Origin of the sequence: Pontibacter lucknowensis (genome assembly GCF_900156415.1) — a bacterium.
Taxonomy (GTDB): domain Bacteria; phylum Bacteroidota; class Bacteroidia; order Cytophagales; family Hymenobacteraceae; genus Pontibacter; species Pontibacter lucknowensis.
In genome coordinates, this window is sequence record NZ_FTNM01000006.1 from 192,513 (window position 1) to 217,250 (window position 24,738).

Below are 24,738 nucleotides of genomic sequence, written 5' to 3' on the forward strand. Positions count from 1 at the left end.
AACGCAGGTCGCTACCTATATCTTACGTTGTATACCTGATTCGGATATGAAACACAACAAAAAAAACGCTGCTTTGTTCCTGCCCCTGGCTGTTGTTATGCTCACGGCCAACACAGGCTGCACCCTGCAGCGCATGGTAAAACAAGCCCAAAAGCAGGAAATTGAAGTCACCCCAAATCCACTTGTCGCCAACGGCGAAGAAGTGGTATTTGAGCTAAAGGCCACCCTGCCTGAGAAGATGCTGAAGAACAACCAGGACTACCGCTATAAGATCGATGTGGTATACGAAGCTGCCGGCCAGCAGCGGGAACACCTGGGTGCACTTAACTTTGATATCGGCAATTATCTATACGAAAACCGTCGCCCGACCATCACGCAGGAGTTTGCCTTCCCCTACGCTCCGCACAAAAACAAAGGCCGGTTACTGGTGCAGGGTACCGCTATCGACAAGCGCAAACGTGACCGGGTGGCCTATACCCGGGAAGAGCAGGTAGCAACTGGCCTCAACACCACGGCTCTGCTGATGGTGCGCAGCAACGACTATACCTATGTGCCGGATAACTACAAGACCATGGCCGAAGGTCCTGCCAGCATCATGTTCTACTTCGACGAAAACCAATTCGCCACCAAAAACTACCTGGGTGAAAACCTCCCCCTGCTGGATCAGTACGCGATGGACACGGTGAAGCAGCAGACCATCAAGGTGATCGGAAGCCAGGCGCCTAACGAAAAAGGCACTGACCTGGCACAGAAACGCGCCAAAGCGCTTGCCGACTACTACCGCAGCAAGGTCAGTCTGCTCGACTACTCGGGTAAGAAGGTGGAGATCAGCACGGAAACAGAGCCAACCGACTGGGCAACCTTGTTGGAGCGCGTAAATAAGTCGGCTTTACCGAAAGCCCAGAAGCAGGAGATAGCTACGATACTGCAAGGTACTGGCTCCGACAAGCAGAAAGCAGATGCCCTGCAGCAGAGTGCAGCTTTCGATTACGTACGCAAGTACATCTACCCGACCATGCGCTTTGCCCGTGTAGAGGTGGACTACAATCGCGCCCGCAAATCTGACTACGAGCTATACCTGCTGGCCCGCCGCATCGCCGACGAGTCTGCCAGCGCTGATGTGCTGACGGCAGACGAGTTGCAGTATGCTGCCACCCTTACTCCCCTGCTGGCTGAGCGCCGCAAACTCTACGAAGCTGCCGTGAAAACCACCGACAAGTGGCCTGCCTACTACAACCTGGGCGTGGTATATACTGAGATGGCCCGCAAAGAGTACCGTACGAAGGCCAGAGAAGCACTGCTCGACAAAGCCATTCATAATCTGAACTTTGCCGGATTCCGCAATCCAACGGCCGAAGTAAACTACGCGCTGGCCAGCGCCTATCACCTGCGCGGCGAACGTGAGAAGGCCCTGCAGATCTACGACTATGCCATTAAAATGGGTGGTGAGCAGGAGCTTCTGCACCGTATCTTCACCGACAAAGCCGCCCTTGAAATGGAAATGGGCCTCTATGACGAGGCCATCCGCAGCCTGACCTACTCTGGCGACGATTACCAAACCAACATGAACCTGGGCCTGAGTTACCTGCTGAAAGAAAACTACGAAGGAGCACGAGACTATTATGAAAAAGCGCTGGAGCTAAAGCAGGATGATCCGCTGGCGCATTACTCACTGGCCATCGTGGGTGCTCGCCAGCAGAACGAAGGCATGGTGCGCATCCATTTACGCCGGGCTATACAGAAGGACCGCAGCTATATGGAACGCGCATTTGATGACCCGGAGTTCGCCGCCTATCACGGCAAACAGGCATTCCGGGAAGCGATGATACGATAAGTTACGCGCTATACATTGCAAATTGACAGACTTATCTTAATTTTACCAACTGAACCGAGATTTTAACATTAATATGCGAAGTATACAGTTTAGAGAAGCCCTTCGTGAAGCCATGTCAGAGGAAATGCGCCGTGACAAGAGCGTGTTCCTGATGGGTGAGGAAGTAGCCGAATACAATGGTGCTTACAAAGTGAGCCAGGGCATGTTGGACGAATTTGGTCCTGAGCGTGTGATTGACACTCCTATTGCCGAACTTGGCTTTGCCGGTATTGGCGTAGGTGCCTCTATGAACGGCCTGCGCCCTATCGTAGAGTTCATGACATTCAACTTCTCACTGGTAGCCATAGACCAGGTGATCAACTCTGCCGCCAAAATGATGTCTATGTCAGGCGGTCAGTACTCCTGCCCGATGGTATTCCGCGGCCCGACAGGTAGCGCTGGTATGCTGTCTTCTCAGCACTCCCAGAACTTCGAAAACTGGTACGCTAACACGCCTGGTTTGAAAGTAGTTGTTCCTTCTAACCCATACGACGCCAAAGGTCTTCTGAAGTCTGCTATCCGCGACAACGATCCGGTGATCTTCATGGAGTCTGAGCAGATGTACGGCGACAAAGGCGAGGTGCCTGAAGAAGAGTACCTGATTCCGATCGGTGTGGCTGACATCAAACGCGAAGGCTCTGACGTGACCATCGTATCGTTTGGCAAGATGATGAAAGTTGTTTTGGCTGCCGCGGAGGAACTTGCAAAGGATGGCATCAATGCGGAAGTAATCGACCTGCGCACGGTGCGCCCGATCGACTACAAAACGCTGATCGAGTCTGTGAAAAAAACCAACCGCATGGTCGTAGTTGAAGAAGCCTGGCCACTGGCCTCCATCTCTGCTGAGCTGGCTTACCACATCCAGAGCAACGCATTCGATTACATGGATGCCCCTGTGAAGCGTGTAACCTGCCGCGACGTGCCTCTTCCTTATGCCCCTACTCTGATCGAAGCCTCCCTTCCAAACGTGGAGCGTACGATTGAAGCGGTAAAGCAAGTAATGTATAAGAAAGCTTAAGCAGCTTCTTACAATAAATAAAAACGCCCCCTGACTCAAAAGCCAGGGGGCGTTTTGTGTTTGATAGCGACTTTATGGAAAGAACCAAGTACTTCCAGCGTAAAGTTACTAGCCAGGAATGCACAGTAATTCTTTTTAAAGCTCTCGGAACGCAATTTAAAGTGACTGCCTGCGTTCAGGCCGCAACGCGTTCCTGTTTCTAATCCAGTATTCTTACAGCAATCGGGTTGAGGCGGTCGCCTTCATTCTCGACTTGCACCTCTACTCTATTGCCTTCCTTCAGTTGGTCGAATGTAACTGTTTCGCCGTTTCTGGTCAGCCTGGTAGTCTCTCTGAAATAAAGTTCTAGTGTTTTGTTATCGTCAGTTTCCACATAGATCTCAGTCCGTTCAGGTTCTACTTTTTTCACGTTGCCCTGGTACGTGCCAGATGCTACGGAACTGGATTCGCCATGATGTGAATCCATGTCTTGCGAGTCATCATGCTGTGACTCCATGGTGGTGTTATCTTGCGATCCTGTGGTATCGGAACCGCCATCCTGACAACTGTATAGAAACAGGGAGAGTAGCGCAAATGCTGCGAATACTGATTTAAGGTTTTTCATAGGTTATATTTTAGAATTTATGCTATAGTTTCTCTTATTCCGTTTAAAACTGCCTGTTTTATACGTTTCAGTCAAAAATTGTTTGTCTCCTGTCAGCCGTGTTCGTTTTAGTTTAGCCCTGACTTCCGTTTTACCTCCACCTTGCCGGTTTCTTCATCTTCCTCCACTTCCTGCTTCTCCACCTTTACGGCGGTGTCAGAGGGTTTTATCCCCTGGTCATGTTCTTCGGAATATACCTGTGTGAATTCCGCGCCCAAAAGAAAGATGATCGAGGTATAGTATACCCAAACCAGAATCAGTACGAGTGAGCCGGCAGCCCCGTAGGTATCGGCCAGTGGGTCATGTTGAAAGTAAATGTTGAGGACGTACTTGCCCAGTGTAAACAGGATGGCTGTGACCGCAGCGCCCACCCATACATTCGGCCAGCGAATTTTGGCGTCGGGCAGTACTTTGAAGATAGCCGCAAAAATAACAGTGGCAATGGCAATGGATACCAGCATGTTACCAATCGTGACCAGGTATACCGCTATACCTGAGAGCTCCTGCCGCAGGTAATCATACACCAGTCCCAGTACCACATCAATCGAGAGCGAGACGAGCAGCAGAAACCCGAAACTGACTACCAGCGCCAGCGACAGGATGCGCCCGAGCACCAGTTTCATAAGGCCTTTGTCTGCCTTTGCTTTCACCTTCCACATGGCATTGAGCGAGTCCTGCAGCGCTACAAACACGGTTGTCGCACTAAAGGCCATGACCAGCACGCCCACAATGGTCCCAATAGTACTTGACTCCGACTGGCTGGCATTTTCGATAATGCTCTGGATCTGGGATGCGCTGTTGCGCCCCATGATTCCGCCAACCTGATTTACGACCTCCCCACGCACTGCATCCTGCCCAAAAGCAGCACCTGCAATCCGGATGGTGATGATCAGGACGGCTGGCAGCGAGAAGATGGTATAAAAGCCGATGATCGCGGCGTAATCCAGCGGATTGTCGTCGAAGAACTTCTTAAAAGTCTGCTTGGTGAGTTCCCAGGTTGTTTTAAGCTTTTTCTGCATACCTGCTTTCTGTTTCCCTTAAGTAATCCCATACGGCAAAGCGTACTCCAGGATTTGGGAAAGGCAGAGAGCGCAATGCTAGGCAGGCTGAAGCACGAGTCGGGCCAGGTAGTTGCCAAACTCGCCCTCATAAACCTGCCCGAAGGTATAGCCGTGGTCAGTAGCGTAGTCTTCGAGGATAGCAGGATCAATAAAAAGCCACCTGAACTCTCCTGTCTGATGCTCCTTGTAGCGCATATTATACATTACTTCCCCATAGTAGCCCGCATTCAGATCAAGCAGCACAGAGCCATCCTCTTCTTCAAACATGTAGAGTATGTCAGAGGACTCAAGCAGAATCTGCCCACCCGGATTAAGAAGCGTTTTGGCATGCTCCAGGAAGCGCTCAAGCCCCTCCAGGTCACCGGCTATACCTATTCCGTTCATCAGCAGCAGCAGCGTGTCGTAGCGCTCGCCACTCAGTTTAAAAATATCCTGCTGCACTACCTGCCGTACACCTTGCGCCTGCATGGCCTGTACCGCTCCGGCTGACAGATCGAGCGCTGTTACATCAGCCCCACGCTCCTGCAGCACCAGGCTGTGGCAACCGGCCCCCGCGCCCACATCCAGTACACGCCCGCGGCAGGCCTCCAGCGCCAGCAGTTCGAGTTCCGGCATTCCATCGGGTGTGCGAAACAGGTAAGCTACTCTTATCTCGTCATCTTCGGTCAGGTTACTTTCCACCACGATGCTTGCCTCAAGGTTTCCGGCCATAAAGTCCTGTATAGCAGCCCCTACCGGGTCATTAGTCATCTTCATGCTGTCTGATTCTTTTTTGCAAAGAAAAGAAATCTCTTCCTTTCTTTTCTTAAAGTTGAACTTATCCAATTATATATTTTACTCCATATTGAATCACTTGCCTAATTATCAACTATTTAGAGATAAAAAAATAGCATACCCCGTTGCATTAATCAGAAATTTATGTAGATTGGCAATCAAAAATCGACCTAGACCTGCGTTTACCTATGAACACGACACTATTTAGCCACATTCAATTCATGAATCCTGTGCTTGAAAGCCGATACTTAAAACTGGAAGAGTCGCGCAACCGACTGATCGGCGAGCTCGAGGGCCTGGATGAAGAGCTTTTAAACCGGCCCGCCGCCACTGGTAAGTGGTCCATCAACCAGATTGTAGCTCACCTGATACAGGTAGAGCAACTGACCAACAGTTACATTCAGCGCAAAGTGCAGGAAGAAGAACTGGAATCTGCCTCACTGGCGCATACACTCCGCTCTCTCTTGCTTCGTGTTGCACTTCATTCGGGCATGAAATTCAAGGCACCTGCCGCAGTCGCGAAAGTACCGGCACACGCAAGCCTGAACTCACTGCGCATCCAGTGGGACGCGGCCCGCTATCAGCTCGAGGACACCCTGACGGAGCTTCCGCGTCCATTGTTGGACAAGTGTGTTTTTCGTCACCCGTATGCAGGTATGCTCACAATCACCCAAACACTGGCTTTTCTGCAGGACCACTTCGATCACCATGCCCGGCAAATCTCCCGACTGCGGCAGCAGTGGCTAAAGTAACCAGACCTAAAAATCTCCTAACTCCATCTGTCTGATCACAAGTCCGTGCCCCCCGGCCCGCAAGCCTGTGATGTGCCCCTCTCCGTCAAGCTGCAGCATCACTTCGATCTGACTTGGTGACGGGTGGCGCATGTGATAACCCTGGTGTATCAGGAAATTTGGTTTTTGTATCTGCAGATAATCGTGCAGGTAGCAGGCAAGCGGTCCCGCTGCCATACCGGTGGCAGACTCTTCAGGTATACCATAGCTTGGGGCAAACATACGGGCATTTGCGTCAGCAAGCGATGTAGCCGTCGTGAATGCGTAGAAGCCTACCAAACCCGCTTTATCCGAGACTGAGCGAACAAGTTCCTGATCAGGTTGAAGTTGATGCAGGGTACCCTCGTCAGGAATAGGCACCAGCAAAAAAGGAACTCCTGTGCTTGCAATGACGGGCACTGACGGGAAAGCGAAACCCTCCGGAAGCCCAAGCGCTGCGGCAATCAGATGGGGATTGATAGCTGCAGCTTCAATGGGCGTATACTGAGGCGGCAGTTGCGCCTGGTATACCTTGCCTCCTTCAAAACTGATCTGCCGTGGACCTTCTATGGATTCTTTCACTGCGCTGCCATTGAGCAGCAGCCCTTTCTTCCACAGCAAACTAAAGACTGCTACCGTCGCGTGACCGCAGTGCGGAATCTGCTTTATGGGCGTATAGAACTCGACTTTCACATCCCCTACATTGGAGGCTGATACAAAAGCTGTTTCTGACAGCCCCAGCATGGCGGCTATCTTCTGGCGTCTTTCATGTGAAAGCTTGTCAGCAAAAAGCACGACACCAGCCGTGTTGCCTCCATTCGGCTGTTCTGTAAAAGCTTTGACAAGGTATAGCTCAGGTGTTAAGTTCTCTAGGTTGGCCATAGGGTGTAAGGAGTTAATAGCGTGTTATTCGTTGGCTGTTTCGCTTTCTTTCAAAGCGACAAATTCCATCTGAAGGGCTTTGATGCGCACTTCTGTTTCATCGGGCAGTTCGTCGAAAGCCTCTTTGCGCTGGTTCAGCTCATCCAGCACGGAGGCCGCCATGTTCCAGTCCTGCTGGTCCCAGGTTTTATGTCGGGCCCGCACATTGCTCATAAAGTTTTTATAGGCTTCTTCTACATTATCAGCACTCAGGGAGGTGCCATTGGCATACTGCCCCAGCAGGTCGCGCTCCCACTTTGTTAGCTGGGCCTGATCAACAGCCAGCTTGTCGCGCTCTCTTTCACGGGCTTTGAAATCGGCTTTGATCTGCTGATAGTCGGCTTTTAACTTCTCCGAGAAGCTTTCCTGCTTTCGATCAAGCTCTTCCGTGCGACGCTTAAAGTCTTCTTTTGTTCTTTTCCAGTCTTCTTCCGTTCGCTCTTCCAGTTTATTTGTCTGGGTATTCACCCATGACCGAAACTCGTTCACGTCTCCTTCTATCTCCTGTTCGCGTGTGGCGGTGCAGGCACCGAGCATGGCGACAAAAAGTACAATAGCACCCCACTTCAGCAGAGGAATCCTAAATGGGGAAAACTGTAAAAAAGGCAAACAAATATTTTTCATCATGCTGTTGTTAATCATTTGCTATCAGACAGTTCCAATTATCAGTATTTATCTCGAAAATATACTTACGTATTTAGACTGTTCAAAACTAATACCAAATATGGTTCGTATTTAGCAGTAGAAGATATTTATAATACAATTAAAAAACAATATACTGACATAATCAGATACTTAACAGTTAAAATACCGGCTGCTTGCTTATAAGGGAAGCAGCAATAGCTAGAATAGCTTGCACTACGAGTATGCGTTAAAAGGCACAAGTGTAGTGTAAGCTATTGCTATTATATATACTTATCTGATAGAAATTCGGATAAGCTTCCCACAAACAATTCTGGCTACTTCCCCACAGAAAATCAGGGATTAAAATTCGCGGCTCATTAACCAGACGCTAGTCCGATTACGTATGTTGCAGCGTGAAGCTAATCATATGACACAAGAACAGAAAAACTTTATGCGGGAAGCGATCAGGCTTTCTCTGGAGAAAATGGAAGCGGGTTTTGGTGGCCCTTTCGGCGCTGTCGTCGTGCGTGATGGAGAGATCATTGCCCGTGGGTACAACAATGTACTGGCCACCAACGACCCGACTGCCCATGCCGAGGTGGATGCCATACGCAAAGCCTGTCAGGCGCTAGGTACCTTTCAGCTGACAGATTGTGAGCTGTACACCAGTTGTGAACCCTGCCCCATGTGCCTGGGCGCTATTTACTGGGCCCGCCCACGTAAGGTATACTATGCCAACTCCAAAGCTGATGCGGCTGCAGTGGGCTTTGATGATCAGTTCATTTACGACGAAATAGACAAAGATGCGCCAGACCGTTTTATCCCGATGGAACAGATGCTCCGGGAAGAAGCACAAGAAGCGTTCAGACGCTGGGCAAGCAAGGAAAATAAGCAGGTATACTGAAACTGCACACGGATTGCTCCTAAATAAAAAGGGCTGAGCTATTGAAAGCTCAGCCCTTTGCTGTATCTCCAGAATCGCTTAACGACGTCCGCCCATCATCTTGGCAAGGTTAGCCATACCGCCTTTGGTACCGGCCATCTTGTTCATGGAGCGCATCATCTTGCGCATATCATTGAATTGTTTCATCAGATTGTTCACCTGCGTGATGTCCGTACCTGATCCCTTCGCGATACGGGCACGACGGCTGCCGCTGATCATATCCGGGTTCTCGCGCTCCTGGGGTGTCATCGATTTGATGATCGCTTCGATTGGCTTAAAGGCTCCCTCATCGATCTCTACATCTTTCAAGGCCTTACCAACACCCGGGATCATGCCCACGAGGTCCTTGATGTCACCCATCTTCTTGATCTGCTCGAGCTGGGTCAGGAAGTCGTCGAAGTTGAACTGGTTCTTGCGGATCTTCTTGTTGATGCGCTTCGCCTCGTCCTCGTCAAAGGCCTGCTGCGCTCGCTCGACGAGGGAGATTACGTCACCCATGCCGAGGATACGCTGAGCCATACGATCCGGGTAGAACAGGTCAAGCGCCTCCATCTTCTCACCCGTTGAGATGAATTTGATTGGCTTCTCTACTACCGCACGTATCGACAGGGCAGCACCACCACGTGAGTCACCGTCGAGCTTGGTGAGCACCACACCGTCGAAGTTGATGCGCTCGTTAAAGGTCTTGGCTGTGTTCACCGCATCCTGACCGGTCATGGAGTCTACCACGAACAGGGTCTCGGTTGGCTTCACGGCCGCCTTGATCTCGGCTATTTCTTTCATCATCGCTTCGTCCACGGCCAAACGACCGGCGGTATCGATGATGACTACTTTCTTGTTTGTCTTTTTGGCATGCGCTACCGCGTTGAGGGCGATCTGAACCGGGTTCTTGTTTTCCAGTTCGGTATAAGCCTCTACTCCTACCTGCTCGGCCAGTACCTGCAGCTGGTTGATTGCAGCCGGACGGTACACGTCGCAGGCAGCCACCATCACACTGCGGCCCTGCTTTTTGAGGTAGTTCGCCAGCTTGCCTGTAAAGGTGGTTTTACCAGAACCCTGCAGACCCGCGATCAGGATGATGGCTGGCTCGCCTTTCAGGTTGATGTCCTGCTTATGGCCGCCCATCAGCTCTGTCAGCTCCTCGTACACGATCTTCACCATCAACTGGCCCGGAGATACAGCGATGAGTACGTCGCGGCCCATGGCCTCGTCCTTGATCTTGTCGGTTACTGTTTTAGCTACTTTATAGTTCACGTCGGCGTCCACCAGGGCACGGCGTACCTCTTTGATGGTGGCAGCTACGTTGATTTCTGTGATGCTTCCCTGGCCTTTGAGGGTTTTAAAGGCGCGGTCTAGTTTGTTACTTAAATTATCAAACATCTCTCTAATTCTGGATTTACCTACAAAACTAAGGAATATCAGGAATAGTTGCTATAGTAATGATGAATGGGTACTGAATAATGAGTAATGCCGAATAGATAGATAAAATGAAAAATGGGTGCAGAATGGGATGACGAGCTGATGGCCATTGTTTTTTTGCTCAGGCTGTAATCTGTAAGCGAACCTATTTTGTTGATTAGCCGAATACAGCCATATTGAATCATATTGCATTAATGTTTACAGATGGCTACAACTCATTATTCATTCGTCATTAATCATTAAGCATCATTCGTTATCTTTGGGAAAGAAGTTATTCTACTGATCGCTTTGGAAAAAACAGACCAGATCAATTTACTATACATCACCTACTACTGGCCCCCTTCAGGAGGGCCGGGCGTGCAGCGTGGACTCAAGTTTTGCAAATACCTGCCACAGGCGGGTGTGCGGCCAAGTGTGTTGACCGTAGATGAGCGGCAAGCCTCTTACCCGGTGCTGGATCACACGTTTGCAAGAGAAGTACCCGAAGGTACAGCCGTGTATCGCACTGCCACCTCAGAGCCTTTTGAGTATTACAAAAAACTCTCCGGCAAGAAAGAAATTCCTTACAGTGGCTTTGCCAACGAGGAGGCTAAAACCGGCTTCCTGGATAAGGTATTCAAATTTGTGCGCGGCAACCTGTTTATACCGGATGCCCGTGTGGGCTGGAACAAGCATGCCCTCAGGAAGGCTGGCGAGCTGCTGCAGAATGACCAGTTTCAGGCCATCCTGACAACCAGCCCTCCTCACTCCACTCAGTTGATCGGGTTGAAGCTGAAGGAAAAGTATGGCTTGCCCTGGGTAGCGGACTTACGCGACCCCTGGACAAACATTCACTATTACGACCAGCTGTACCACACCCCTATCGCCAAGCGCATTGATAAGAAATACGAGTTGCAGGTGCTCGAGAAGGCCGATGCTGTGGTTGTGACCAGTGAGGATACGAAACGACTTTTTCTGAATAAACCCGTTAATATAAATCCGGATAAGATCCATGTAATCCCGAACGGGTATGATGAGGATGACTTTATATACCCTTCTACGCCACCACAGGACGAGTTCCTGATCACCTATACCGGTACGATCACAGAAAACTATAACATTGATGTGTTTCTGAAGGCGATTGCGCACCTGAGGTCCGTGAACACTGACATAAACTACAAGCTACGTTTTGTGGGCAAAGCGTCGGAGGGTGTGAAGCAGCGTATCCGTAAGGCCGGACTGGAAGGTATAACGGAATTTGTGCCGCACGTGCCGCATAACGAAGCCATTAAGTACCTGATGGAAAGCACGATGCTGCTCATGGCCATCGCTGATGTACCCGCCGTGTACTCCAATGTGCCGGGCAAGCTGTTTGAGTACCTGGCTTCGAACAAACCGATTGTGTGTCTGGGCCCAGTGCATTCTGACACCGACCGCATCATTGACGAATGCGGTGCCGGCCGCCTGTTCCACTACACGGCCTACGAGCTGATGCTTGACCACATGATGCTGATGAGCAAAGCCTGGTCCATCAACCCGAACCTGGATCTGCCCTACATCAACCATTCGCAGTTTTCGAGAAGGGCCCTGACAGAGAAGCTGGCCAAGGTGGTGAAGCGGTTAACGGCAAAAGCTGCTAAGGTTTAGTCGACATCTCTTTCCTGCACGACAGGTCTTATATCATTTATCGTGTAGGAGATCAATATCTTCTTGTTGTCTATATTTTTGATAACATGGCGGAATGTCATTACATCAACGAAAACTGAATCGTTTGCAGTCGGAAATCCAGATCTCTGCCCCATGCTTTGCAGCACTTCTTTCTTCATGGTAATCGACGATTCGTTAGGTTTGGCAGCGAATATCCATGATCGCGTACCTCCAATAACTGGGAATGGAAGTATATCGTCTATCTTGTCTTTAGGCACAAAGAGCAGCGCTATTACAACACTATCTGCCGCACTGTTTCTTTCAAATTGAAAATTGATGTTTTCCCCCCACAAAATACGAACAGGCGCTTCTACTACAGTGGCAGGCGTTGGGACGTTGGTCATTTCTACACGATAACCTTTGCTTTTGTCTTTGTTGAGATACTCCCATTTCAGCCTCCTGTCCTGCGCCTGCGTTCCATAAAAGTTCCAGAGAGTAGAAGGCTTTAAATTGTCACAGCCTGTAAGGCCATTCATGCACATGGCCTCCCCATTTACTTTGCTACCATGAAGTGGGAGTTCAGGCACATTTTTGTCCTAACCGCTGTAGTGTGCCCAAAAGTATTTTTTGTCAATGGTAAACTGATGGGGCGCTGGAGCTATATAATGATTTTCTCTGTAAGCAAACGCCCCATCAATATTCGCATTTATATCAGGTCGGACAGGCTGGTCAGTGGTATTGGCGTCAATTACGATGTACTCTAGCTCGTCTTGGGTAGGTAACACATCTTCACCCTCCTTATTGGAGTCGCAGCTATAAAATGAAAAGGAGAGGCAAGCCAGGATCAGGCCGGATTTGTAAAGTTTATTCATCATGTAGCTCTATTAGAGGTGGAACGTTAATTACAATGTATTCATAATATTCTATGCAAGCAATTATTATTCCATTAATCATTAATAAAGTATAATTAATAAAATAAGATTGCTTGAGATTGTATTCCGATTGAAAGTCCGGGAAAAGCTGCGTATTTCCAATCCTGTAAGCGGCATGTAGTTAGTGTCGGATAGTTATGGGAGCATTTAGTATAATAGTCCCCTCAGGAAGATTTCGAAGATGATTGAGCAGTTTTGCAGGTATAGATCTTAATAGCCTCTCCCATCACATTATACCCATCAGTAAGGTATAGCCAGCCTTTGCGTTCATAGAAGTTCTCAAGGTCTGTGCTCAGGTGTAGCTGTTGATAGCCAAGACGGTTTGCTTCTGCCAGACCGTGCTGTAGTAGCTGGCTGGCTATACCTTGGCCACGGTGCTCTTCGTTCACATAGAGGCAGGCCAGCCAGGGCATCAGGTCCTGTCGGCTGATGATATCGTTGGTGAGCAGAGCGTAGGAGCCTACAATACGCTCTTCATGCAGCAGCACATAAAACATAGGCAGCCGCGACTTATCCTGAACCGAGTACAGGATGCAGTCCTCATAAAACTTGAAGTTAGATGCGCTGCCCCAGCACTTCCAGAAATATTGAATAGCTGGTTGCATCAACTCAGGGCGGTCTATAAGCGATATGATTTCCATTGAATACCGTGCTTGGATTTTTAAGCTTGTTATCTCACTTCTAACCTATCATCATCCTAAAATTAAAATAAAAAACCATTCTGACTGCAATCAATCCGCTATACATGCAGGAGGGTTCCGGAAATCATTGCTCCAGGTATAGCATTCTACACTTTTCCAGCTATAGCAAATTAGCAACATTTCACGTGCTTTTCTGGAAGGCGATTTTTAACTTAAATGTTCAAACATGAATTGCGCAACCAACTGACTAATACACAGCAATATTAAAGGTACGATCCCATGAACAGCACGCCCTCCTATAGCCACGGCATAAGCACCACGCCCCTTCGCGGCGAAACCATCGGACAAAGCTTACGCAATACAGTAGAAAAATTTGGCGACCGTGAAGCCCTTGTGATGGTGACGCAAAACTACCGCGCCACTTACAGACAGCTGTGGGAACAAGTGGAGCAGGTGGCCAAAAGTCTAATGGCCTATGGGATAAAGAAAGGAGACCGGGTGGGCATCTGGTCGCCTAATAGGGTGGAGTGGGTGCTGGTACAGTTTGCCACTGCCCGTGTGGGTGCGGTACTCGTTAACATCAATCCGGCCTACAAAACCAATGACCTGAAGTATGCCCTGAAGCAAAGCCAGATCAGTTTGCTCATCGCATCGCACTACTTCCGGCAGACGGACTATGTGGAAATGCTCAACCACATACGCCCCGACTGCGAGTACCCGACCCGCACCGTAATCATGGAGCGTGACTGGGAACGTTTTATCGCAGCAGGGCAAGCCGTGACTGATCAGGAGCTGGCGGAGCGGGAAGCGACCTTGCAGTTCGATGACCCGATCAACATTCAGTATACCTCGGGTACTACTGGTTTGCCCAAAGGTGCGACCCTCTCCCATCACAATATCCTCAACAACGGCTTTTTTATCGGGGAGACGCTGAAGTATACCGAGCAGGATCGCGTCTGTATACCGGTGCCTTTTTACCATTGCTTCGGGATGGTGATCGGGAATCTGGCTTGCATCACACACGGCGCCTGCATGGTCATTCCGGCCGAGACCTTTGACCCGGAACAGGTCATGCAGACCGTACAGTCCGAAAAATGCACCTCACTCTATGGTGTGCCAACCATGTTCATCGCCGAGCTGGAGCACCCCAACTTCGAACAATACGACTTCTCGACGTTGCGCACCGGCGTGATGGCCGGCTCCAACTGCCCCATCGAAACCATGAAACAGGTGCAGTCGCGGATGAACATGCGGGAGGTGACCGTGTGCTATGGCATGACCGAAACCTCCCCTGTCTCGACGCAGAGCCAGCTGGACGATCCGCTGGAGAAACGCGTATCGACCGTGGGCAAGGTACACCCGCACCTGGAGGTAAAGATTGTGGACCCGGAAACGGGCCTGATCATGCCGCGCGGGCAGAAAGGCGAACTCTGCACCCGTGGCTACTCAGTGATGCTGGGCTATTGGGATATGCCGGATGTAACGGCGCGGGTGCTTCAAAATGGCTGGATGCACACTGGTGATCTGGCCGTGATGGACGAGGAAGGCTATGTGCAGGTGGTGGGCCGCATCAAAGACTTGATCATACGGGGTGGCGAAAACATTGCCCCACGAGAAATAGAAGAGTTTCTGCTCACCCACGAAGCCATTTCGGATGTGCACGTGATCGGCGTGCCCGACCACAAATACGGTGAAGAAGTGATGGCCTGGGTGAAACTCCGAAATGGATTCTACGCTACCCCCGAAGACATTGCTGCCTACTGCAAAGGTCAGATCGCCACCTTCAAAATACCGAAGTACTGGAAGTTTGTAGAGGAGTTCCCGATGACGGTAACGGGCAAGATCCGGAAAGTGGAAATGCGGGAAATCTCCACCCGGGAGCTGGGTTTGGTGGAAGAAGCGTAATACAGAAACGGGGCATCTGCTCGATAGCGGACACCCCGTAAGGTTTAGTGTTGTTTTAAAAATCAAGCGGGCAGCTTACTGTTCGTTTAATTTTTCACGCTTCTGTTGATCCCAGAAAGCTGCAGCAGCCAACAACAAAAAACAAAGTTTATAGATACGATACCACACGATATTGGTCTCCCAGAAAATTACTCTGAATACTTCCTGGTCAGTATAGAAGGAGGTGACTAAATCGACCAGCATGGCGGCAGCAAATACTAGGTATAGGATCTTCAGAAACTTCATTTGATAGGATGTTTAAGTTTGTCTGTGAGGATTTAAAATATTAAAAATTCCTGGCTTATAAAACCGGCTTTTGATGGATCAACCGCAAGGTATAGTTCAGTGTCGTATCTTCTCCTTTCAGGAAACCCCCCACGGTGTCCTCTACCACGTAGGTTAGAGACACGGATTTCCCATCCATCGGGAAGCCACCGGCAGATGAGACGGTATAGCCACTCGTTAGCACAAATAATATGCCTTTTAGTAGTACCAAAGGTATAGCATAAGCACTACAAGCTAACCTCATTTTATTTCGCCATTCCTGATCACTAAACTTATCAGTTTGTAACCGTTTTCAGTTCTCAAAAACTCGAATCGATTCTGCACCACGTCAGATCCTGACTTGGTGTTGATCACCAGGTGCATAACCGGATATTTTTCTATTATGGCTTCACCGCAGTTATTGTAGTACTTCTCAAAACTTCTGCCATTAAACATGTAAGGATTAAGCTCATCAATGAATACATTATAATCGGCTTTGTTTTTTTTCACAACCAGCATTTTCTCTCTGATCAACTCTAGATTTCTAATCAGGAAACTCGCCTTAGCTTCTGTTGTCCAGCCGTTCGATTCCAGCCAGAAGGTTATGCTGTCGTGTGAAGCCTTCGCCATATTATCAAAAGTGAAGGAATTAAGTAAGTTCGAATTGAGCCAGTTTTTAAATTCCCTATCGAAGTCGATGAAAGAGTAAAACTCTCCTTTTTCAGATTTGAAGCTTTGTCTGTTTAGGTCTTTGGCGGGTTTAGAATAAGCCTCGAAAGAGTATGGATTCAAACTATGGCCATACTTGAAGTTCCGCAGGACAATCTCATTCTTAGTATTGAGGAGCAGTTCTTCACCACCTTCCCAGGCGGAGTGCTCCTTATGTTTGTCCAAATATTTCTCTGTTGCGCCTCTTATTGCCCAGATCAGGCCGTTGTGCACCTTCGATAGGTGATTGTATAGGGCCGGAATCACGACCTTTCCATTCTTATCAAACATACCTACCTGGCCAGTGGCTTTGTCTCTAAATCGTATAAAGCCCTCACTTTCACAATCTGCCTCAAAATCGAAGATGTGCAGGCTATCCCTTCCAGCTTTTTTGCCAGTTTTAGTGAGATAATAGTTTTCATCCCTGCCCTCCTTCTCCTCCATCACAGCAATAATGTGCTCAAAGTAGTTTGCCCTAGTGCCCTCCGAAAACCTAGGTGCTATCTTTACTTTTCCATTAGTATCTTTGAAGCCGATCAACGTTGAAGTGCTGTCTCTAAAAGCTACCCACCTATCCTCAGATTGTGCTTGAACAGCAATAGAAAGAAGAAGCAGCAAGCAAGTGAGCAGGGATTTATTCATACATCTTGACGGTCTTGTGCTGCCGAAGCCCTGAGCGTAGCTGGGTTAAGGCTGCACCTTGTTGGGCTGTCGTTGTTTTTAGTTATATACAGCGAAATGGTAGAAGCCTTCTTCGATTTTCTCAAACAGATCAAATCGGTTTGAGTCTTTTGAGATTTTTCGGCTACTGTAGAGAATACCTTCTTCTCCATATCCCACTAGTTGCATGATGTATGGAGGTAGCTTATAGCCAAATCTTCTATTTAAATTCAAGTTAACTAAATATACCTAAATTCCTACACCTTCCAACCACGCTTCTACCTCCTGCATCGGCACGGTATAGTTTTCCAATTTATCCCCTGTTGTGCCCATCACTGCGCTATACCTGAAGTCGAGGGCTTTGCAGAGCAGGAAGTAGTGCGTCTTGATCAGGTTGGCTGGGTGGAATTCCAGTACCTGGCATTGCTCCGAGAAAAGCAAGTTGGTCAGGCCGGCGCCGTGGGGAGCGATGACGGCTTCTGTTTCATAAAACAGCTGCACCTGCTGCTGGTAGGTCAGTTCCTCGGCACGCACCACTTCAAAGCCATACCTGTCGAGTAGCGGTAAAAGCTCCTGCTCGTTCAGCACGCGGCGGGTTTTGGCCTTGGCGCGGCTGATGTAGATGCGCCTTTTGCGGCTGCTCTGCTGCACACCATACCCCTGCCATACCTTGTGCCGCAGCCAGTCCACCACCTCGCGGGGCAGGTAACCGCTTTGTGCATTGGCCACAAAAGAGGGCAATACAAATTCATCAACCTGCCATTTTTCATTCTTCCCTATATAGACCACCTCGGCCTGAGGATAGTCTTTCAGGACAAAAGCCAGTGTTTCGAGTTGGTATAGGGCCATGTTGCGTCGCATGATCACTTGGATCGGCTCCTGGGTATTTTCGAGCACCAGGTATAGACGCGGCAGACAGTCAAAGAACCAGTGGTAGTTGTTGTTGTCAGCCCAGGGCAGATGCAGCACCGAGGTATAGCGACCGCTCTGATTTTTAGGCAGTAGCAGCGACACTTCTTTGAAAGCGTCCGACTTGGCCAGCCGACTCACCTCTCCCACCGATTCCACCACGACCTTTCCATCCAGCACCACGGCACCGGAGTTACCCAACACCTCCACATTCTGCAACCGAATCAGGTACTGCTCCTTCTGCCGATAGCCCAGGCTATAGTCGATGGCGTAGTTAAAACTACGAGCTGAATCTTCCAGGAATGCTCTCTCCACTTCATTAAAGTCGAGGACATAGCCGGGAGTAAAAACCTGTTTGTCCGGATGGTGCAACACCGAGGTATAGCGGGAATAGTATCCTAAAGCATGGAGTACGCCAAAAAAAGCCTTCTTTAACATAGAGAGGTTTTGGAATTTAAATTTGGACAACGAAGCACATGTACAGATCAATTTATTCCCTGCTTACCTCGCTTCATGCAAATTAAGAACTTCATCCCAATATTAGCCATCAACAATTTATCCATCCAACAATTTAACAATTACAGATCAACAATTAAATATTTAACTTGCAGCTTGGCGTGGGTTACAGTTTCTGAGCCCTGGTATTAAGCAAAAAATAAGCATGGCATTAGACCTAAATAATAAAGCTATACTCGTAACGGGCGGCACGGGCTCGTTTGGAAAGAAGTTCGTGGAGATGGTATACGCCCGTTTTCCGGATGTGAAAAGGGTGGTGATCTATTCCCGTGACGAGCTGAAGCAGTTTGAGATGTCGCAGGTTTTCCCGCACAGCAAGTACAATTCCGTTCGCTACTTTATTGGCGACGTACGCGACGGCGATCGTTTCAAAAGAGCTTGTGAGGGCATCGACATTATAGTGCACGCCGCTGCCATGAAACAGGTGCCTGCTGCTGAGTACAACCCCATGGAATGCATCAAGACGAATGTGCTGGGTGCCGAGAACATCATCAATGCTGCCCTTGACACCGGCGTGAAGCATGTGGTGGCACTGTCTACTGACAAAGCCGCTGCTCCGATCAACCTCTACGGCGCAACCAAACTGTGCTCTGATAAGCTCTTCGTAGCCGCCAATAACATGAAGGGCAAGCGCGACATCAAGTTCTCAGTCGTGCGTTACGGCAATGTGATCGGTTCCCGTGGTTCAGTGGTTCCTTTCTTCTTGAAAAAGCGTGAAGAAGGTGTGTTGCCGATCACCCATCCGGAGATGACCCGTTTCAATATTTCGCTGGAAGAAGGTGTGGAACTGGTTTTCCATGCGCTGGAGCATCACTGGGGAGGTGAGATCTTTGTGCCGAAGATTCCTTCTTATGTGATCACCGACCTGGCTGAAGCCATTGGTCCGAACTGTAAACAAGAAGTGGTAGGTATACGTCCGGGAGAGAAGCTGCACGAAGAGATGATCACTGAGACCGATTCACTTAACACTGTGGAGCTTGATAAATACTACGTGATTGTGCCTTCTACCCCGCTTTGGACGGTGGAGGATTTCATGAAAGCACACAATGGCAAAATGGTGGAGCTGGGTTTCAAGTATAACTCCGGCACCAACACCGAATGGCTCACTGTTGAGCAGTTGCGTGAGCAGATTCGTCAGCATGTTGATCCAAATTTTAAGGCTTAAATTGTTAAAGTGTTGATTGCTGATTGTTAATTGTTGTTTGTGCACGATTCGGACAGGTTGCGTGTCCCTTCAGTACCTTCGCCACTTTTAACTCCTAAACTCCCCAACTCCTAAACTCTTAAACTTCTTTTTCCTCCTGCCATGCAAAACGAGAAGCACATGCGCCCTATACCTTACGGTCGACAGCACATCACCGAGGCCGACATACAGGCAGTGGTGGAGACGCTGCAGTCTGACTTCCTGACGCAGGGGCCGAAGGTGGCAGAGTTTGAGCAGGCCTTCGTCAGGTACGTGGGCGCCAGGTACGCCGTGGCCGTGAGTAACGGCACGGCCGCGCTGCACCTCTGCGCCATGGCGCTGGGGGTGAACGAGAGCTCGCGCGTGATCACCACCCCCATCACCTTTGTGGCCTCGGCCAACTGCGTGCGCTACTGCGGCGGCACGGTGGAGTTCTGCGACATCGACCCGGCCACGGCCCTGATCGACATAGAGCAGGTGCGGCAGATGGTGGAGAGCAAGCCCAGAGGCTACTACAGCGGCATCATACCTGTGGACTTCGCCGGTAACCCGGTGAACCTGGAGGAGTTGCGCCAACTGGCCGACGAGCACGGGCTGTGGATCATCGAGGACGCGGCCCACTCCCCGGGCGGCTTCTTTGTCGACAGCAAAGGCGAGCGGCAGTTCTGCGGCAACGGTAAATTTGCCGAGCTGGCCATCTTCTCCTTCCACCCCGTCAAGCACATCGCCACGAGCGAGGGAGGCATGGTGACCACCAACGACGAGGCGCTCTACAAGAAGCTACTGCTCTACCGCACCCACGGCATCACCCGCGATGCGGACCTTTTGGAGGAGAACCACGGCGGCTGGTACATGGAGATGCAGGCACTGGGCTACAACTACCGCATTCCCGACATGCTCTGCGCCCTGGGCATCAGCCAGCTGAGCCGCGCCGACGAGGGCATGGTCCGCAGAAGGCAGATCGCACAGGTATACGATGAAGCTTTTGCAGACGCGAAAGGTATAGCCGTGCTGGGCACCAATCCGGCGGCTATGACCGATGCGGGTGAGACAGGCCACGCCTACCACTTGTACGTGATCCAGGTGGCTGACCGCAAAGGGCTGTACGATTTCCTGCGCGGGCACCAGATCTTTGCGCAGGTGCACTACATCCCGGCCCACACCATGCCCTACTACCGCAGTCTGGGTCACAAAAAAGGCGACTTCCCGAAGGCAGAGCGTTACTACGAGGCTTGCCTGAGTCTGCCGATGTACCCTACGCTGACGGAAGAAGAGCAAGCTTACGTGATTGAGAAAGTGAAAGAATTTTGCAAGGCTTGAATCTGGATACCCCATCACCGACAAAGCGGCTGATACTGGGTACGGCGCAGTTTGGTCTCCCTTACGGCATCAGCAACCAACGTGGGCAAATTCCTGAAGCCGAGATAGCCACCATACTAACTGAAGCGGCGAAGGCAGGTATAGACACCCTGGACACGGCAGCAGCCTATGGCAGCAGTGAGCAGTGCCTGGGCAAGGTCCTTCACAACTTGCCGGCACCTTACCGTATCATCAGCAAGTATCCGCCGAACCAGCCAGATAAAAGTGTCAGGCAGGCATTCCAGGAATCGCTGGAGCGTCTGGGCGCAGATAAGCTCTATGGCTACCTGCTGCACAGCTATGCGAGTTACAGCGATAAACCTAAAGTGCTGGACGAGCTGCAGGAGATGAAATCATCAGGGCAGGTGGAGAAGGTGGGAATCTCGCTCTACCATCCGGCGGAAGCGGAGGAACTGCTACTGCGGGAGGCGCCGATCGATCTGGTGCAGTTTCCCTACAGTATTTTCGACAGGCGCTTTGAGGAGCTGCTGCCGGAACTGAAAAATCGAGGTATTGAAACGCACATACGCTCCGTATACCTTCAGGGGCTGTACTTTATGCAGCCGGACCAACTGCCGCTATATCTAAAGGAAGCAGCTCCAAAACTGGAGCGACTTCAGCAACTGGCTAAGGCGTACCAGCTCCCGATCGGAGCGGTTTGTCTGGGTTTTGCGCTGGCAAATCCCTATATTTCCAGAGTGGTGATCGGTGTGGAAAGCCTGCAGACCCTGCAGGAGAACATCAGCTTCAGCAAGATGCCCTTGCCTGAAGCGCTGCATACCGAGCTGCTAGAATTGAAAGAAGAAAACGAAACGATACTTTTACCCTACAAGTGGTCCGCAACATGAGCAGAAGCCTGACTGATCTATTTTCTCTGACTGGCAAAGTAGCACTTGTCACAGGCGGCTATGGCCACCTGGGAATCGCTATCAGCCTGGGTCTGGCTGAGGCAGGCGCTAACGTCTATGTGCTGGGCCGAAGCGAAGAAAAATTCAAAGAGGCTTTCAGTGAGCATGGCGATCTTAGCCTGTCCTTCGCCTACTGCGACATTTCCGATACGAAATCTGTTGCAGCCGCTTTTGAACAGGTGCAGCAGGAACAGGGCCGGGTCGATGTACTGGTAAACAACGCCTTTTACTCCAAAGGCCAGCAGCCGGAGCAGCTCACGGACGAAGAATGGGCCTATGGCATCGACGGAAACCTCAACAGCGTTTACCGCTGCATCCGGGAGGTGATACCCTACCTGAAGCAAAACGGCGGCCGCATCATCAACGTGTCGTCCATGTACGGCATGGTCTCCCCCGATTTCAGCATCTACGACGAGAGTCCTGCTTTCCTGAACCCGCCGCACTACGGAGCTGCCAAAGCGGGCGTGCTACAACTCACGCGCTACTTTGCCTGTTACCTGGGTAAGTATAACATTACAGTCAATGCGGTAACGCCGGGGCCTTTCCCGAGTGAGCAGGTGCAGGAAAACGAAGTGTTTGTGGAGCAGCTGAAGAAGAAGAACCCACTGGGCCGCATCGGTAAGCCTGACGACCTGAAAGGGGCTTTCGTATACCTGGCTTCTGACGCTTCGGCCTTTATGACGGGACAGAACATGGTACTGGACGGAGGCTGGACGGCATGGTAAAAGTCGGCGCCATCATACAAGTACGCCTGGGCTCGGAGCGACTGCCGGGTAAGGCCCTGCTGCCGCTCCCGTTTAGCGGAAATACCAGTCTGCTGGAGCATGTGGTGACAAATGCCCGTGCTGCCAAATCGCTGCAGCAAACCATCATCGCGACCACCACCCGAAGCGGGGACGATACCATCGAAACTTTTTGCAGCTCTCGGGAAATTCCTTGTGTTCGCGGCTCAGCCGATGATGTGCTGGACAGGTTCCGTCAGGCGGCGCATACCTACGAGCTGGATGTGATCGTGCGCCTCACTGGCGACAACCCTTTTGTGATGCCGGAGATGATTGATCTGGCAGTAGAGAAGCTGCTGCAGACAGCATCAGACTATATCATCACCACCGGCCTGCCCCTGGGCACCAACGTGGAGGTCTTTACCCACGAGGCGCTGGAAAAAGCCGCTACTCTGGCTACGGCAACAGCCGACCGGGAGCATGTGACGCCTTACATCAGAAGAGAAGCCGGATTCAAAAACCAGACCCTGCATTTCGAGTCGGACATCACTCAGCTGCGCCTGACCGTAGACTACCCTACCGACTATGCGCTGGCCGCGCTGCTTTTTGAGCGGCTCTGGAAACTGGGTAAACTAATTACGCACGAGGCGATTAGCACACTGCTCCGGGAGCAGCCCTGGGTGCAGGAGATCAATGCGGCCAATTCGCAGCGGCAGGTTTTTGTGACCGAAGAGGAAGAAATCTCAGCAGCCAGGCAGTTGCTGCAGGCCGGAGGATTTACGAGAGCACTACGAAAGCTCTAAGAGCGCTGCTAAAACTACAATAGCATGGACAGGAAGACACGCATTATTTTCAGGGCAGACGGAAACAGCCGTATCGGACTGGGCCACGTGACCCGTTCACTGGCGCTGGTGCACATGCTGCGCAAGGAGTTTGAGTGCGTGTTCGCCATTCAGTCGCCTGACCAGGCTTTGCAGGAGCGGATACGAGAGGTATGCGATGGTATCATCGTGCTTCCTCCTGCTGAACCTGATGCAGATCGCTTTGTGCACGAACTGGATGCCTATATTTCAGCGGAAGAGATCGTGGTGCTGGACGGCTATACCTTCGGCACGGCTTACCAGCAAAACATAAAATCACGTGGTGCGGCTCTGGTTTGCATCGACGATATCCATACCTATCCCTTCGTAGCAGATGCGGTCATCAACCAGGCTGGCGGCGTTTCGCCGGAGAAATATCAGACTGCACCCTATACCCGACTGCTGCTCGGCCCACACTATGCGCTGCTGCGTCCTGCTTTCCTGAGAGCCGCCAAAGCTGCCAGGGCTATACCTGAAGGTGAGCTGCGTGTGATGGTTTGCATGGGCGGTGCCGATCCGGATAACCATACCTTGCAGGCACTGGAAGCATTGCAAGCCATACCTGCTGTCAAGTACATCGAAATAGTGGTGGGCAGCGCCTATAACCGATTACACGAACTGAAACAGTACCTGAAAGACCTGCCACAAGCCAAACTGCACCGCGATCTTTCCGCTGAGAGTCTGCGCCGCCTGATGGCTAAATGCCAGGCTGCCATCACCTCCGCCAGCGGCATTTCTTATGAATACGCCGCTGGCGGAGGGCTTCTGTTTGTGAAGCAAACTGCCGACAACCAGACCGGTATGCACCAATTTCTGACCACAGAAGGTATAGCCCAAGACTACGGCAATCTATCAGAAGTACTGCAGCAAGGTATGAGCGAAACGCTATTTGCAGCGCAACTCACTACCCAGCGACAATTTTTCGATGGCAAAAGCCCGGAGCGACTGCTGGAGCTTTTCAAAAGCCTGAGCCTGGCGACAAGTCTGAAACTTCGCAAAGCTGTACCGGAAGACCTGCAGCAGCTGTTCGACTGGGCCAATGATCCGGAAGTGCGCCGGCACTCGTTCAACCCGGAGCCGATTCCGCTGGAGGACCATACCCGCTGGTTTCAGGCCAAACTTGACAACACCAACGCCATGCTCTATCTTGCTGAAGCAGATGGAAAGCCAGCCGCTCACATCCGCTTCGACATGAACGGCAGCACAGCTACAATCAGCTACCAGATTGCGGCAGACTATCGTGGTAAAGGCCTGGGGCATATGGTTTTGCTCAAAGGTATACAGCATTTGCTACAGGACCGGCCGGATGTGCAGCTCGTAGAAGGACTGGTGCAGCAGGACCACAAAGCCTCTGTGCGCTCTTTTGAGAAAGCCGGTTTTGCGTATGGCCCTGCTGATCCGACATACCCAAAGGCATTCCGGTTTGTTTGGCAGCCAAAGGCCCAAGCATAGTTTAAAAC

The 24,738-nt window shown here is 50.7% G+C and carries 25 protein-coding genes; 12 read left to right on the forward strand and 13 right to left on the reverse strand.

The window, feature by feature from the left end; translation table 11 throughout:
• Window positions 1-46 precede the first annotated feature (46 nt).
• Together BW972_RS17575 and BW972_RS17580 are read left to right on the forward strand one after the other, a co-directional pair.
• Window positions 47-1,834 (forward strand): tetratricopeptide repeat protein, encoded by a 1,788-nt coding sequence (locus BW972_RS17575; protein ID WP_076423094.1) that lies wholly within the window; start codon window positions 47-49, stop codon window positions 1,832-1,834.
• A gap of 73 nt (window positions 1,835-1,907) precedes the next feature.
• A complete protein-coding gene (locus BW972_RS17580) occupies window positions 1,908-2,891 on the forward strand; it encodes a pyruvate dehydrogenase complex E1 component subunit beta (RefSeq protein ID WP_007654960.1) in 984 nt (327 codons plus the stop codon).
• Between the two features lie 199 nt (window positions 2,892-3,090).
• Here the strand turns inward: BW972_RS17580 and BW972_RS17585 are convergent, their stop codons facing one another.
• The 3 genes from BW972_RS17585 to BW972_RS17595 form a co-directional block, all read right to left on the reverse strand.
• Complete coding sequence (locus tag BW972_RS17585) at window positions 3,091-3,495, reverse strand: hypothetical protein (RefSeq protein ID WP_200805492.1); 405 nt, start codon at window positions 3,493-3,495, stop codon at window positions 3,091-3,093.
• 107 nt (window positions 3,496-3,602) lie between these two features.
• The gene (locus BW972_RS17590) at window positions 3,603-4,553 is read right to left on the reverse strand and encodes a YihY/virulence factor BrkB family protein (protein ID WP_007654954.1); all 951 of its coding nucleotides are present in this window, start codon (window positions 4,551-4,553) and stop codon (window positions 3,603-3,605) included.
• A gap of 78 nt (window positions 4,554-4,631) precedes the next feature.
• A complete protein-coding gene (locus BW972_RS17595) occupies window positions 4,632-5,351 on the reverse strand; it encodes a class I SAM-dependent methyltransferase (RefSeq protein WP_076423230.1) in 720 nt (239 codons plus the stop codon).
• A 206-nt stretch (window positions 5,352-5,557) separates the two neighbouring features.
• Here BW972_RS17595 and BW972_RS17600 point away from each other — a divergent pair, with 206 nt between their 5' ends.
• Window positions 5,558-6,121: a DinB family protein gene (locus BW972_RS17600; RefSeq protein ID WP_234986434.1), complete on the forward strand. Its 564-nt coding sequence runs from the start codon at window positions 5,558-5,560 to the stop codon at window positions 6,119-6,121.
• Between the two features lie 6 nt (window positions 6,122-6,127).
• On the opposite strand, the gene BW972_RS17605 is transcribed toward BW972_RS17600, so the two are convergent.
• Window positions 6,128-7,021: a PhzF family phenazine biosynthesis protein gene (locus tag BW972_RS17605; RefSeq protein WP_076423095.1), complete on the reverse strand. Its 894-nt coding sequence runs from the start codon at window positions 7,019-7,021 to the stop codon at window positions 6,128-6,130.
• Between the two features lie 24 nt (window positions 7,022-7,045).
• Window positions 7,046-7,687, reverse strand: coding sequence for a hypothetical protein (locus BW972_RS17610; protein ID WP_234986435.1), 642 nt, complete (start codon window positions 7,685-7,687; stop codon window positions 7,046-7,048).
• Window positions 7,688-8,111: 424 nt separating this feature from the next.
• Here BW972_RS17610 and BW972_RS17615 point away from each other — a divergent pair, with 424 nt between their 5' ends.
• Window positions 8,112-8,588, forward strand: coding sequence for a nucleoside deaminase (locus tag BW972_RS17615; RefSeq protein ID WP_040573958.1), 477 nt, complete (start codon window positions 8,112-8,114; stop codon window positions 8,586-8,588).
• A gap of 78 nt (window positions 8,589-8,666) precedes the next feature.
• On the opposite strand, the gene ffh is transcribed toward BW972_RS17615, so the two are convergent.
• Complete coding sequence (gene ffh, locus BW972_RS17620) at window positions 8,667-10,007, reverse strand: signal recognition particle protein (RefSeq protein ID WP_076423097.1); 1,341 nt, start codon at window positions 10,005-10,007, stop codon at window positions 8,667-8,669.
• Between the two features lie 327 nt (window positions 10,008-10,334).
• Between ffh and BW972_RS17625 the strand changes: the two genes are divergently transcribed.
• Window positions 10,335-11,672 (forward strand): glycosyltransferase family 4 protein, encoded by a 1,338-nt coding sequence (locus tag BW972_RS17625; protein WP_076423098.1) that lies wholly within the window; start codon window positions 10,335-10,337, stop codon window positions 11,670-11,672.
• On the opposite strand, the gene BW972_RS17630 is transcribed toward BW972_RS17625, so the two are convergent.
• The 3 genes from BW972_RS17630 to BW972_RS17640 form a co-directional block, all read right to left on the reverse strand.
• Window positions 11,669-12,259, reverse strand: a complete 591-nt coding sequence (locus BW972_RS17630) for a hypothetical protein (RefSeq protein WP_076423099.1) — start codon at window positions 12,257-12,259, stop codon at window positions 11,669-11,671. The genes BW972_RS17625 and BW972_RS17630 overlap by 4 nt on opposite strands.
• 9 nt (window positions 12,260-12,268) lie before the next feature.
• On the reverse strand, window positions 12,269-12,547 hold the full coding sequence (locus BW972_RS17635; protein WP_007654940.1) for a hypothetical protein: 279 nt from the start codon (window positions 12,545-12,547) through the stop codon (window positions 12,269-12,271).
• Between the two features lie 221 nt (window positions 12,548-12,768).
• Window positions 12,769-13,245 (reverse strand): GNAT family N-acetyltransferase, encoded by a 477-nt coding sequence (locus BW972_RS17640; protein WP_076423100.1) that lies wholly within the window; start codon window positions 13,243-13,245, stop codon window positions 12,769-12,771.
• 279 nt (window positions 13,246-13,524) lie between these two features.
• On the opposite strand from BW972_RS17640, the gene BW972_RS17645 reads away from it, so the two are divergent.
• Window positions 13,525-15,150, forward strand: coding sequence for an AMP-binding protein (locus BW972_RS17645; RefSeq protein WP_076423101.1), 1,626 nt, complete (start codon window positions 13,525-13,527; stop codon window positions 15,148-15,150).
• 75 nt (window positions 15,151-15,225) lie between these two features.
• On the opposite strand, the gene BW972_RS17650 is transcribed toward BW972_RS17645, so the two are convergent.
• The 4 genes from BW972_RS17650 to BW972_RS17660 form a co-directional block, all read right to left on the reverse strand.
• Window positions 15,226-15,435: a hypothetical protein gene (locus BW972_RS17650; RefSeq protein ID WP_007654932.1), complete on the reverse strand. Its 210-nt coding sequence runs from the start codon at window positions 15,433-15,435 to the stop codon at window positions 15,226-15,228.
• 55 nt (window positions 15,436-15,490) lie between these two features.
• On the reverse strand, window positions 15,491-15,685 hold the full coding sequence (locus tag BW972_RS19765) for a hypothetical protein (RefSeq protein ID WP_143732132.1): 195 nt from the start codon (window positions 15,683-15,685) through the stop codon (window positions 15,491-15,493).
• A 29-nt stretch (window positions 15,686-15,714) separates the two neighbouring features.
• On the reverse strand, window positions 15,715-16,803 hold the full coding sequence (locus tag BW972_RS17655) for a WG repeat-containing protein (protein ID WP_076423102.1): 1,089 nt from the start codon (window positions 16,801-16,803) through the stop codon (window positions 15,715-15,717).
• A gap of 267 nt (window positions 16,804-17,070) precedes the next feature.
• Complete coding sequence (locus BW972_RS17660; RefSeq protein ID WP_007654925.1) at window positions 17,071-18,168, reverse strand: glycosyltransferase family 61 protein; 1,098 nt, start codon at window positions 18,166-18,168, stop codon at window positions 17,071-17,073.
• Window positions 18,169-18,391: 223 nt separating this feature from the next.
• Between BW972_RS17660 and pseB the strand changes: the two genes are divergently transcribed.
• From pseB to pseG, 6 genes are all read left to right on the forward strand, one after another.
• The gene (pseB, locus tag BW972_RS17665) at window positions 18,392-19,411 is read left to right on the forward strand and encodes a UDP-N-acetylglucosamine 4,6-dehydratase (inverting) (RefSeq protein WP_076423103.1); all 1,020 of its coding nucleotides are present in this window, start codon (window positions 18,392-18,394) and stop codon (window positions 19,409-19,411) included.
• 141 nt (window positions 19,412-19,552) lie between these two features.
• Window positions 19,553-20,749: a UDP-4-amino-4,6-dideoxy-N-acetyl-beta-L-altrosamine transaminase gene (pseC, locus tag BW972_RS17670; RefSeq protein WP_076423104.1), complete on the forward strand. Its 1,197-nt coding sequence runs from the start codon at window positions 19,553-19,555 to the stop codon at window positions 20,747-20,749.
• Window positions 20,746-21,636 carry an aldo/keto reductase gene (locus BW972_RS17675; RefSeq protein ID WP_076423105.1) on the forward strand — a complete coding sequence of 297 codons (891 nt, stop codon included), beginning with the start codon at window positions 20,746-20,748 and terminating at the stop codon, window positions 21,634-21,636. Before pseC ends, BW972_RS17675 begins: the two co-directional genes overlap by 4 nt.
• Complete coding sequence (locus BW972_RS17680) at window positions 21,633-22,421, forward strand: SDR family NAD(P)-dependent oxidoreductase (RefSeq protein ID WP_076423106.1); 789 nt, start codon at window positions 21,633-21,635, stop codon at window positions 22,419-22,421. The genes BW972_RS17675 and BW972_RS17680 overlap by 4 nt, the downstream gene beginning before the upstream one ends.
• Window positions 22,415-23,221, forward strand: a complete 807-nt coding sequence (locus BW972_RS17685) for a cytidylyltransferase domain-containing protein (RefSeq protein ID WP_007654915.1) — start codon at window positions 22,415-22,417, stop codon at window positions 23,219-23,221. Before BW972_RS17680 ends, BW972_RS17685 begins: the two co-directional genes overlap by 7 nt.
• Before the next feature lie 24 nt (window positions 23,222-23,245).
• A complete protein-coding gene (gene pseG, locus BW972_RS17690) occupies window positions 23,246-24,730 on the forward strand; it encodes a UDP-2,4-diacetamido-2,4,6-trideoxy-beta-L-altropyranose hydrolase (RefSeq protein WP_076423107.1) in 1,485 nt (494 codons plus the stop codon).
• The last annotated feature ends 8 nt before the right edge of the window (window positions 24,731-24,738 follow it).